This is a genomic window from Pseudomonas rosaeacicularis (genome assembly GCF_057128745.1).
In genome coordinates, this window is sequence record NZ_JBSKHT010000002.1 from 148,100 (window position 1) to 159,843 (window position 11,744).

The 11,744-nt window shown below is 58.7% G+C and carries 10 protein-coding genes and 3 tRNA genes; 7 read left to right on the top strand and 6 right to left on the bottom strand.

Annotated elements, in window-relative coordinates; genetic code table 11:
• Window positions 1–112: 112 nt before the first annotated feature.
• The 7 genes from gacA (at window position 113) to ACWKWM_RS03180 (ending at window position 4,740) form a co-directional block, all read left to right on the top strand.
• Window positions 113–757, top strand: a complete 645-nt coding sequence (gacA, locus tag ACWKWM_RS03150; RefSeq protein ID WP_483844713.1) for a response regulator transcription factor GacA — start codon at window positions 113–115, stop codon at window positions 755–757.
• A 1-nt stretch (window position 758) separates the two neighbouring features.
• Entirely contained in the window at window positions 759–2,582 is a 1,824-nt protein-coding gene (gene uvrC, locus ACWKWM_RS03155; RefSeq protein ID WP_483844978.1) for an excinuclease ABC subunit UvrC, read from the top strand.
• 32 nt (window positions 2,583–2,614) lie between these two features.
• Window positions 2,615–3,175 carry a CDP-diacylglycerol--glycerol-3-phosphate 3-phosphatidyltransferase gene (gene pgsA, locus ACWKWM_RS03160; protein ID WP_483835804.1) on the top strand — a complete coding sequence of 187 codons (561 nt, stop codon included), beginning with the start codon at window positions 2,615–2,617 and terminating at the stop codon, window positions 3,173–3,175.
• Between the two features lie 60 nt (window positions 3,176–3,235).
• Window positions 3,236–3,311 (top strand) — tRNA-Gly (locus ACWKWM_RS03165).
• Between the two features lie 45 nt (window positions 3,312–3,356).
• A tRNA-Cys gene (locus ACWKWM_RS03170) sits at window positions 3,357–3,430 on the top strand.
• Between the two features lie 389 nt (window positions 3,431–3,819).
• Window positions 3,820–3,906, top strand: a tRNA-Leu gene (locus ACWKWM_RS03175).
• Between the two features lie 600 nt (window positions 3,907–4,506).
• A complete protein-coding gene (locus ACWKWM_RS03180; protein ID WP_483844714.1) occupies window positions 4,507–4,740 on the top strand; it encodes a hypothetical protein in 234 nt (77 codons plus the stop codon).
• A 9-nt stretch (window positions 4,741–4,749) separates the two neighbouring features.
• On the opposite strand, the gene ACWKWM_RS03185 is transcribed toward ACWKWM_RS03180, so the two are convergent.
• The 6 genes from ACWKWM_RS03185 to modA form a co-directional block, all read right to left on the bottom strand.
• On the bottom strand, window positions 4,750–7,428 hold the full coding sequence (locus ACWKWM_RS03185) for an excinuclease ABC subunit UvrA (RefSeq protein WP_483844715.1): 2,679 nt from the start codon (window positions 7,426–7,428) through the stop codon (window positions 4,750–4,752).
• A gap of 37 nt (window positions 7,429–7,465) precedes the next feature.
• Complete coding sequence (locus ACWKWM_RS03190; protein ID WP_483844716.1) at window positions 7,466–7,639, bottom strand: hypothetical protein; 174 nt, start codon at window positions 7,637–7,639, stop codon at window positions 7,466–7,468.
• Window positions 7,640–7,701: 62 nt separating this feature from the next.
• Window positions 7,702–8,745, bottom strand: coding sequence for a DNA topoisomerase IB (locus ACWKWM_RS03195; protein ID WP_483844717.1), 1,044 nt, complete (start codon window positions 8,743–8,745; stop codon window positions 7,702–7,704).
• Window positions 8,746–8,842: 97 nt separating this feature from the next.
• Window positions 8,843–9,919, bottom strand: coding sequence for a molybdenum ABC transporter ATP-binding protein (gene modC, locus ACWKWM_RS03200; RefSeq protein ID WP_483844979.1), 1,077 nt, complete (start codon window positions 9,917–9,919; stop codon window positions 8,843–8,845).
• Window positions 9,920–9,935: 16 nt separating this feature from the next.
• Window positions 9,936–10,616 (bottom strand): molybdate ABC transporter permease subunit, encoded by a 681-nt coding sequence (gene modB, locus ACWKWM_RS03205; RefSeq protein ID WP_483844718.1) that lies wholly within the window; start codon window positions 10,614–10,616, stop codon window positions 9,936–9,938.
• Window positions 10,617–11,384, bottom strand: coding sequence for a molybdate ABC transporter substrate-binding protein (gene modA / locus ACWKWM_RS03210; protein WP_483844719.1), 768 nt, complete (start codon window positions 11,382–11,384; stop codon window positions 10,617–10,619).
• Between the last annotated feature and the right edge of the window lie 360 nt (window positions 11,385–11,744).

The window sequence follows — 11,744 nt, forward strand, 5'->3', positions numbered from 1 at the left end:
CAGCATTGAGTTTCTACGCTTCAGCGCCGACCCGGCAGCAAGTTGGGTCCCGCTCATTCTTTTTTGCTAAAGTGACGTGCATTCGTCATAAATTGTTTCGTGAGGTGTCTGCTTGATTAGGGTGCTGGTTGTCGATGACCACGATCTGGTTCGGACAGGTATCACGCGCATGTTGGCCGACATTGATGGTCTGCAGGTCGTTGGACAGGCTGATTCGGGTGAGGAGTCCCTCAAGAAAGCCCGGGAGTTGAAGCCAGACGTCGTGCTGATGGACGTCAAGATGCCAGGCATCGGCGGTCTTGAAGCGACACGTAAAATGCTGATCAGTCATCCTGATATAAAAGTGGTGGCAGTGACGGTGTGTGAGGATGATCCGTTCCCGACCCGGTTGCTGCAGGCTGGTGCCGCCGGTTATATGACTAAGGGCGCGGGGCTGACCGAAATGGTTCAGGCAATTCGCCTGGTTTTTGCGGGGCAGCGTTACATCAGCCCGCAAATTGCCCAACAGCTCGCACTCAAGTCATTTCAGCCCCAAGCCAGCAACTCCCCGTTCGACCTGTTATCCGAGCGGGAAATCCAGATTGCACTCATGATTGTCGGCTGCCAGAAAGTGCAGACGATCTCTGACAAGCTATGCCTGTCCCCTAAAACCGTGAATACCTACCGTTACCGCATCTTTGAAAAGCTATCGATTGGCAGTGATGTCGAATTGGCTTTGTTGGCTGTCCGTCACGGCATGGTCGATGCCAGCGCCTGAAATGACTCAATCGTTCGATCCCAGTGCTTTTCTTTCTACCTGCAGCGGCCGTCCGGGTGTGTACCGGATGTTCGACGAAGAGGCGCGACTTCTATATGTAGGTAAGGCCAAGAACCTCAAAAAACGTCTCGCCAGTTATTTTCGAAAAACTGGCCATGCACCCAAGACAGGCGCACTTGTCGCACGGATTGCGCAGATCGAAACCACCATCACTGCCAACGAAACAGAGGCGTTGTTGCTGGAACAGACGCTGATCAAGGAATCACGTCCGCCGTACAACATTCTGCTGCGCGACGACAAATCCTACCCTTACGTCTATCTGTCGGACGGCCCGTTTCCACGATTGAGCATTCACCGAGGGGCAAAAAAGGCCAAAGGTCGTTATTTCGGACCCTACCCAAGCGCCGGCGCGATTCGCGAAAGCTTGAGCCTGATGCAGAAGACGTTCCTTGTCCGCCAGTGCGAAGACAGTTTCTACAAAAACCGCAATCGACCTTGTCTGCAGTATCAGATCAAGCGCTGCAAGGCGCCTTGTGTCGGGTTCGTCGAGCCACAGGTATATGCCGAGGATGTGCGCCACTCCGTGATGTTTCTCGAAGGCCGCAGCAATGCGCTGAGCGATGAGTTGAACATGCTGATGGAGAAGTCGGCCATGGACCTCAACTTCGAGCACGCCGCAGAATTGCGCGATCAGATTGGTTTGCTGCGGCGTGTGCAAGATCAGCAAAGCATGGACGGCGGCACCGGCGACGTCGATGTTGTCGCAGCTTTCACCAACCCGGGCGGTGCGTGCGTACATTTGATCAGCGTGCGCGGTGGGCGTGTATTGGGCAGCAAGAACTTCTTTCCGCAGGTAGGTATCGAGGAGGAGGTTGGCGAGGTGATGTCGGCGTTTCTGGCGCAGTATTTCCTGGGCGGCACTGACCGGGAGCTGCCAGGCGAGATCATCGTCAATGTGGTCAACGAAGACTTCCCGGCATTGATAGAGGCGATCGAGACCTCACGCGGGCGTGAATTGACCATTAGTCATCGCGTGCGAGGTACTCGTGCCCGCTGGCAGCAATTGGCGGTGACCAACGCCGAACAAGCATTGGGCGCCAGGCTTGCGAACAGGCAGCATATGGCCGCGCGCTTCGAGGCCCTGGCCGAGGTGCTCAAGCTCGACGAAGCGCCGCTGCGCCTTGAGTGCTATGACATCAGCCACTCCAGCGGCGAAGCCACGGTTGCGTCCTGCGTGGTGTTTGGACCTGAAGGGCCGATCAAATCCGACTATCGCCGTTACAACATCGAAGGCATAACGGGCGGTGACGACTACGCCGCCATGCACCAGGCGCTGACCCGTCGCTTCAGCAAAATAAAGGACGGCGAGGGCAAGTTGCCGGATATCCTGATCGTCGACGGCGGCAAAGGCCAGCTTTCCATGGCCCGCGAGGTCATGAACGAACTGGCCGTCCCTGACCTGATATTGCTGGGTATCGCCAAGGGCGCTACGCGCAAGGCAGGTTTTGAGACCTTGTACCTGAACGACGCCGCGCATGAATTCACATTAAAAGGAGATTCGCCGGCGCTGCACTTAATCCAGCAGATCCGCGACGAAGCCCACCGTTTTGCGATCACCGGACACCGTGCCCGACGCGGTAAGACACGCCGTACCTCGACGCTGGAAGGCGTGGCTGGGGTAGGGCCGACGCGGCGGCGTGACCTGCTTAAACACTTTGGTGGATTGCAGGAATTGTCCCGCGCCAGCATCGAAGAAATTGCTAAAGCACCGGGAATCAGTAAAAAGCTGGCAGAGTCGATTTATGCGAACCTGCACAGCGAGTAGAATGCCCGCTCACCTCGTAGCCAGTTGTGCCGATGAATATCCCTAATCTGATTACCGTTTTACGTGTCTTACTGATTCCGATCTTCATTCTGCTGTTTTATTTGCCATACACCTGGAGCTACATGGCGGCCAGTTCTGTCTTTGCGCTCGCTGCTGCGACGGACTGGCTCGATGGTTATCTGGCGCGTCGTCTGGAGCAAAGTACGCCGTTCGGCGCGTTCCTCGATCCGGTGGCAGACAAGCTGATGGTGGCCGTGGCGTTGGTGCTCTTGGTTCAGGCGCATGCCAATTTCTGGCTGACCTTGCCAGCCGCTGTCATCATCGGCCGGGAGATTGTCATCTCCGCGCTGCGTGAATGGATGGCAGAACTGGGCGCCCGCGCTCAGGTTGCCGTGTCCAATCTGGGCAAGTGGAAGACCGCTGCACAGATGATCGCGTTGGTCATTCTGCTGGCCAATCCCCCCGCGTTCACCTTCTGGGTGGTGTTGGGTTACGTGCTACTGATGATCGCCGCCGGGCTGACGCTTTGGTCGATGGTGCAGTATTTGCGCGCCGCGTGGCCGCATCTGCGAACCACGACGGATGAGAAATAAGTTTTTGAATCAAAGGGTTGACGCCGTCATTTGAATCTATAGAATGGCGGCCACCAAGAGGCGGGAATAGCTCAGTTGGTAGAGCACGACCTTGCCAAGGTCGGGGTCGCGAGTTCGAGTCTCGTTTCCCGCTCCAGTTTGTATGCATTGAGTGTTAGTGGTTGGAACACTGAATGTTTGAGGCCGAGTAGCAAAATGGTTATGCCGCGGATTGCAAATCCGCTTACGCCGGTTCGATTCCGACCTCGGCCTCCACTTTAAAAGCCCCTAAGATCAACGTCTTAGGGGCTTTTTCTTATGCGTTGGATTAACTAAACGCTTCCGCAACTTTTGAATCGCTTCCGCAACTGCTCCCGCACCTGACGACCTTACCAGCGCGGCATTAGACTCTTTTGCATGGTTCTACGTAGGGCAGGTCGTAGGGAGGCACCGAGGTACCCTGACGCTACGGCCGGGGCGTCATCACCAGATTGCAGCTACGTAGAGCCCTGATTTATCGCGCTTTTTTAAGTTGCTCCCCAAGAATATTCTGCCGCATTTAGCCATTCTTGACCTTGCGTCACAGGGGAGGGATGTATATATTCCCCCTCTCGTTGCGCAGGCCGCTTGCTGAGCAAGCCGCAGAGGCGCACACCAGTGCTACCGCCCTGATGGTGAAATTGGTAGACACACCGGACTTAAAATCCGTCGTCCGAAAGGATGTGCCGGTTCGACTCCGGCTCGGGGCACCATACAAATCAGGCGCTTACGGAGCATTCCGAAGCGCCTGAGTCGTTTCTGAATCCTGCAAACTGCACACTACAAGCCATTTACGGCGCTCAAATTCCTGTCTTCATTGCGGCCCCCTCATCCCGATCCCGCGGGGCGTCCTGAACCGGTCGTCTAACCACACATGACCTACCGCTCGTCAGCAGGTACGCGTTCATTTGCACCAAATGCAAGTTATCGAAGTCTGATTAAGTGTCCAGCCATTCGAGGCAGTTTATGCAACCCGTTGAAATTCTTACTCAAGATAGCCAGAAGCTGCTCAGCGAACTCAATAGATCTACGACGGCAATGATGTTGATCGGCCTAGATCAGGTGGGCAGTCCGGGATGGCACGAAGCGCATTGCCGCCAGCAGCAAGCGTTCGCTGTGTGGCTGCGTTACCTGCGACAAGACCAAGACTCAAGAATCAAGCACCTGGGTCTAGCAGCTGCCTGATTGGACGGTAAGCGCACCACCCGTGCCATTCAGCTGAGATAAGAGGATGAAATGCGGACCGATTGAACATTTACCTGACCGATTGGTCAGGATAAATACCTCAATCGGTCCCTTGAAGGAAATCCCTTATGCCTCTGCACACCATCACCTATCAGTTCGAACAAACCCCGCGTAGTCATACCTTCGATCTGGCACCGGCCTATCTGTCTGCCAATCAGGCCGCCATGCACCTGATTCAGCTGCACTTCGGCGACTCCGAAAACAGCCTGAACATGCCTAATGCCGATGCGTCCCCGGACGAGGTAATGCGTCAAGCAGAATTGCTCGGCTTGACGGACATCAAGGTTCACACCCAAGCCTGAGGTCAGCCCTCACTGATCTTGCAGCGCCTTTTTCAGGAACGGCGCTGTGCGGCTGGCCTTGGCCTTGATCACCTTATCAGGTGTGCCGCTTGCGACGATCAGACCTCCTTTGTCGCCAGCACCGGGGCCGATGTCGATCACCCAATCGCTCTGCGCCACCACCCGCATCTCATGCTCGACCACAATCACCGTATGCCCGCCATCAACCAGCGCATTCAGCTGTTTGAGCAGCCTATCGACGTCGCACGGGTGCAATCCGGTGGTGGGTTCGTCGAGGACATAAAGCGTGGCGCCGCGCTGGGTGCGCTGCAGTTCGGTGGCAAGCTTGATCCGTTGTGCTTCGCCTCCTGACAGCTCCGTCGCGGGTTGACCCAAGCGCAAATATCCCAGACCAATGTCGCGCAATACCGTCAGCGAGCGCAGCACTGCCGGTTGGCTGGCAAACACCTCAACCGCTTGATCGACGGTCAGGTGCAGCACTTCAGCAATGCTCAGGCCTTCCCACATGATTGCCAGCGTTTCGGGGTTGTAGCGCGCGCCGTGGCAGGTCGGGCAGGGCGCATATACGCTGGGCATGAACAGCAATTCAACGCTGACAAAGCCTTCACCCTCGCACACCGGGCAGCGACCCTTGGCGACGTTGAACGAAAACTGCCCTGCGTCGTAGCGGTGGGTTTTGGCTTCAGGCGTGGCAGCGAACAGCTTGCGCACGTTGTCGAACAGTCCGGTGTAAGTGGCAAGATTGGAGCGCGGTGTGCGGCCGATAGGCTTCTGATCCACCTGCACCAAGCGCGTGATCGAGTCGAGCCCGCTGGCGATGCGGCCATCGGTGACCTGCGGCGCGTCATCTTCCAGGCTCGGCTCATCCTGCTCCGAAACCGCTGCGGCAGGTCGTCCCAGCGCGACGCCGACCAGTTCCAGTAGCGCCTGGCTGACGAGGCTCGACTTACCGGAGCCGGAAACCCCGGTCACAGAGGTAAAGCATCCCAGCGGAAACTCAGCATTCAGCTGGTTCAGGTTGTTGCGCGTGATGCCCTCCAGTTGCAACCAGTCTGACGCGGTGCGTCGGGCCTTGGCCTGGGCGGCGGGCTTGGCAAACAGGTGCGCGCGGGTCTGGGACTCCTCGACATCGGCAAGCCCCGCAGGCGGACCGCTATAGAGAACGCGCCCGCCATGCTCGCCAGCTGCGGGGCCGACATCAATCAGCCAGTCTGCACGGCGCATGGTTTCCAGATCGTGCTCGACGACGAACAACGAGTTCCCTGCCGCCTTGAGCTGTTGCAGGGCCTGGAACAGCGCTTCGCTGTCCGCCGGATGCAACCCCGCTGATGGCTCATCGAGCACGTAGATCACACCGAACAGTTGCGAGCCCAACTGCGTTGCCAGACGTAAACGTTGCAGTTCACCGGACGATAACGTCGGCGTGCTGCGCTCCAGCGCCAGATAACCCAGCCCCAGATCAGTCAGCGTGCTGACCCGAGCCAGCAAATCCTGAGCGATGCGTTGCGCGGCCAAGCGCTTTTCGATCGACAGATTGGGCGTCGCGCGTACATCGGGCGCAGCGTCGTGAGCCGAGCCGCCAGCCTTCACTCGCTTGCTACGCGCCTTGTCCATTTCGGCTCGGTCCAAGGTCTCGCCATCACCCTGAGGTTCGTCCAAAAAGGTCCCGGCAGCGACCGGGCGCAAGACTTCGGCCAAACTCAGCAAGGGCATCTGTTGCAGCTCGCCAATGTCAAATCCGGCGAAAGTCACCGACAACGCCTCGCGCTTCAATCGTTTGCCATCGCACAGCGGGCACGAACTGCCGCGCATGAATTGCGACACACGCTTTTTCATCAGTGCGCTTTGCGAGTGAGTGAAGGTGTGCAGCACGTAGCGACGGGCGCCGATGAAGGTGCCTTGGTAGCTGGGCTCCAATTTGCGCTTAACGGCGATTTTGGTTTCTTCAGGCGTCAGCCCCGCGTAGACCGGCGCGGTGGGTGACTCCTCGGTGAACAGAATCCAGTCGCGCTGCTTTTTCGGCAGGTCGCGCCATGGGATGTCTACGTCATAACCGAGGGTGACCAGAATGTCTCGCTGGTTCTGCCCCTGCCAGGCGGGCGGCCACGAGGCGATCGCGCGCTGGCGAATGGTCAGCGAGTCATCGGGCACCATCAGTTGCTCGGTTACCTCATACACCCGGCCCAAACCGTGGCACTCGGGGCATGCGCCCTGCGGCAGGTTGGGCGAGAAGTCCTCGGCATACAGCATCGGCTGGCCCGGTGGATAGCTGCCGGCACGGGAATACAACATCCGAATCAAGCTGGACAAGGTGGTGACGCTGCCCACAGACGAGCGCGTGCTCGGCGTACCGCGTTGCTGCTGCAGCGCAACGGCAGGCGGCAGGCCATCGATTGAATCGACGTCCGGCACGCCGACCTGATCGATCAGCCTTCTGGCGTAAGGCGCAACGGACTCGAAATAACGACGCTGAGCTTCGGCGTACACCGTCGAGAATGCCAGCGATGACTTGCCCGATCCGGACACGCCGGTGAACACCACCAGCGCATCACGAGGAATATCGACATCGACGTCTTTGAGATTGTGTTCACGGGCGCCGCGCACCCGCACAAACCCGCTGTGGACAGGCGCTCCAGGTGCAACGGAATCAGGATCGGCGTGAGCGGGGGATGGCGGTTTCGAAGTCATTGTCCAGCCTTATCGGGCGTCGAGGTAGCGAGGCGCTTCAGTCGGCGCTGGGAATTTTCGGGGTATGGCCTTGGTCGTCATGCTTGCCGCCAGTCTGCGTTTGCTCCTGGCGGGTTTCATCGACGCGGTCTTCGTGGTCGGCGATGTCGGCAGGTCTGGCGTGCGGATCGTTGAGATTCTCGCCGCGCTGGTCGTGCTTGTCATGGGCCATGGGATTTTTCCTGTATTGGATATTCAAAATTCCGAGCCTGAAAGGGCTCGAAGTGAGAGCGTTCAGCTCGCTTGTTTTTCGAGCTGGGCTTGCAGCCCCTTGAGGAAGTTCGCCAGCGCAACTTCTTCCAGCCGCAGGCCCTTTCGTTGTCGCGAGGGTGGCAGCTTGTGCAGGTCCCCCACGAGAAACCCTTCCAGCACCGCCGGGTGGATATAGCATTTGCGGCACACGGCAGGCGTATTACCCAGTTGTTGCGAGACGGCCTTGATCATGCTGACGATGTGCTTTTTGGCGTCAGCTGCAGGTTGCCAGTCCAGCTTGCTCAGCGTTGCCAAGGCCAAAGCACTGCCTGCCCAGGTGCGGTAGTCCTTGGCGGTGAAGTCCGCGCCGGTGAGTTCGTGCAAGTAGTTGTTGATGTCCGAGGACGACACCGTGTGCCGCTGGCCGTCATCGTCCAGATACTGAAACAGATTCTGGCCCGGCAACTCCATGCAGCGCTTGATGATGGTGGCCAGTCGGCGGTCTTTGACGCTGATCTGATGCTCGACACCGCTCTTGCCGCGAAACTGGAAAAGGATCTCACTGCCTTTGACGTCCACGTGTTTGTTGCGCAGCGTCGTCAGGCCGTAAGAGCGGTTGTCCCGGGCATATTGGGTATTGCCGATGCGGATCAGCGTGGCGTCGAGCAACGACACAACTGTCGCCATTACCTTGTCGCGGCCCATGCCTGGCACAGCGAGCTGCGCTTCCAGTTGCTTGCGCACTTTGGGCAGCGCGATGCCGAAGGCAATCATTCGCGAGTACTTGTTTTCGTCGCGGATCTCGCGCCAGCGCGGGTGGTATCGATACTGCTTGCGGCCCTTGGCGTCACGGCCGGTGGCCTGCAAATGGCCGCGCGGATCGGCACAAATCCAGACGTCGGTGTAGGCGGGCGGTATAACCAGCAGGTTGATGCGCTTGATCACTGCTTCGTCGCGAATGCGCTCGCCGGCCTTGTCGAAATAGGCAAATTTGCCGCGCAGGACTTTACGACTGAAACCGGGCTGGCTGTCATCGACGTAGTGCAAGTCTTTGGGAAGCTGAGCGATGACGTCGGAATCGGGCATGACGAATTGTCCTGAGGGCTGGTCTTGTGATTGACCGCCGTCGTTTCCAGTCGTGCCGAGAATTTAACGCAGGGCTCATTACATGCCTGGCGGGTGATCAGGCGAGCAGCGCCACCGATTTGATCTGCGCCCAGAGCTGCTGGCCGGGATGCAGTTGCAACTGGTCCCGGGAGAACCGAGTGATGCGCGCGAGCAAAGGCGTGCCGCCAGCGTCCATCCTCACTAGCACATGGGCTGCGTTGTCGGCCGGCACTTCGCTGACAATAGTGACTGGCAGACGATTGAGAATACTGCTGTGCTCATCAGGCTGCAGATTAAGGCTGACGTCCCGCGCCTGAATTTTAAAGCGCAACAGTTTGCCCGGTTGCAGCGGCGAGTGCGCCACGCGAATCGTCAGCTCACTGCCGGGCAAACGCACGGTCAGCAGTTGATAGTGCGAGTCGTACGCGCTGACAGTGCCCTCGATGACCACACCGGCATCGTCGCCCATGGCCAGCGGCAGATCGAGCCGCGCCAGGGTCTCGCCGATAGGGCCGCTGGCGAGCACTTTGCCCTCACTGAGCAACACCAAGTGATCAGCCAGCCGCGCTACTTCATCCTGAGAGTGGCTGACATAGAGCATGGGGATTTCCAGCTCATCGTGCAGGCGCTCCAGATACGGCAAGATTTCGCTTTTGCGCTTGGAATCCAGCGCTGCCAACGGTTCATCCAGTAGCAGTATTTTCGGGCTGGTCAACAGGGCGCGGGCGATACCCACCCGCTGACGCTCGCCGCCGGACAGCTTGCCGGGCTCACGCGCCAGCAGGTGATCGATGCCCAGCAGTTCGCTGGCGTGTTCCAGTTGCACGCGCCGTTCTTGAGCCGGAATGCGCCGCAGGCCGAATTCCAGATTGCCCTTCACGGTGAGGTGCGGGAACAGGCTGGCTTCCTGAAATACGTAGCCGAGCGAGCGTTTATGCGGCGGGATGAATATGCCCTTGGCGCTGTCCTGCCAGGTTTCACCGTTGATGCGGATCAGGCCGTTGGCGGCCTTTTCCAGCCCGGCGATGCAGCGCAGGCAGGTGGTTTTGCCGGAGCCGGAGTGGCCGTAGAGCGCACTGACGCCACGACCGGGCAGCGAGAGATCTACGTCCAGTGCAAAGTCTTTGAAGTCCACTTGCAGGCGGATGTCGATGGGTAAGGTCACAGGCTCAGCTCCAGCCGGCTTTGGTCTTGCCGCTGGTATAAAGCGCCAACAGAACCAGGAATGAAAACACCAGCATGAAGCCCGATAGCCAGTGCGCTTGCAGGTATTCCATGGATTCGACGTGATTGAAGATCTGCGTGGAGACCACCCGCGTCTTGTCCGGGATGTTGCCGCCGATCATCAGCACCACCCCGAACTCACCCACGGTGTGGGCAAAGCCGAGAATGGCGCCGGTGATGAAGCCGGGTCTGGCGAGCGGTAATACCACGGAAAAGAAAGTGTCCCAAGGACCGGCGCGCAGAGTGGCCGCCACTTCCAGCGGCCGTGTGCCAATGGCCACGAACGCGTTTTGCAGCGGCTGCACCACGAAAGGCATCGAGTACAAAACTGAGCCGATCACCAGCCCGGTGAAACTGAAGGTCAAGGTGCCCAACCCGAGGCTTTGAGTCAGTTGGCCCAGTGCGCCGTTAGGGCCGAGCAGCAGCAACAGATAGAAGCCGATCACCGTTGGCGGCAACACCAGCGGCAACGCCACCACCGCGCCGATCGGCCCTTTGAGCCAGGAATTTGTGCGGGCCAGCCACAACGCGATGGGTGTGCCGACGATCAGCAAAATCACGGTGGTCAGCGACGCCAGTTTCAGCGTCAACCAGATGGCCGCAAGGTCGGCACTGCCCAGTTGCATTTACAGTTGGTACCCGAAGGACTTGATCACCGCAGCGGCTTTCGGCCCCTTGAGGTATTCCATCAAGGCTTTGGCGGCAGCGCTGTCTTTGCCTTTGTTGAGGATGACGGCGTCTTGCTTGATCGGTTCATGCAAGTTGGCTGGCACGATCCACGCCGAACCGCTGTTCAGTTTACCGTCCTTGTACACCTGGGACAGCGCTACAAACCCCAGCTCGGCGTTGCCGGTGGAGACGAACTGATACGCCTGGGCGATGCTCTGGCCTTCGACGATTTTCGGTTTGGTGGCGTCGGTCAGGCCGAGTTTTTCCAGCACTTGGGTGGCGGCCAGACCATACGGCGCGGCTTTCGGGTTGGCGATGGACAGGTGTTGAAATTCGTTTTTCTTCAGCACTGCGCCTTTGTCGTCGACGTAGCCTTCTTTTGCCGACCACAGCGCCAGCGTGCCGACCGCGTAGGTGAAGCGCGAGCCTTTGACGATCTCGTTTTCCTGTTCAAGCTTGGCCGGGGTGGTGTCGTCGGCAGCAAGGAACACCTCAAATGGCGCGCCGTTTTTGATCTGGGTATAGAACTGGCCAGTGGCGCCGAAGGAGGCCACCAGTTTATGACCGGTGTCCGCTTCGAAATCCTTGGCGATGGCCTGAATCGGGGCCGTGAAATTGGCGGCGACTGCCACTTGTACTTCATCGGCGAAGGCGTTGCCCGCCGAGGTGACGGCGATGGCAAGCGCAAGGGTTTTGAAGGTGACGCGAAGGGCGTTGGCGCGCATCTAGCAGCTCCGGACTGTTGTTTGAGGTCATGGGGGGAGGTGGCCAAAGCAGGCCAATCGCTATGAACCGAAATATATAGCGACTGGGCGACTCAAGGAAGCATAGATTTCCAGCGCGCTGGATTTCTGCTTCCGCTTCCGCTTCCGCTTCTGCCGAAGGCGTAGGAGCGAGGCTTGCCCGCGATGGAGCGCGAAGCGGTCCCTTTTGCGCGGCCTTGATTCACCTGATGTACCGAGTCCGCAGGGTTTGCTGCCGGTGCCCGGCAGATCGTCGGCAAGCCGGACTCCTACGGCCTTCGGCCAGAATCAAAAGCGGTATTGCCGCGACAACTCGTAGCAACTCAATATCAAAAGGGCGAA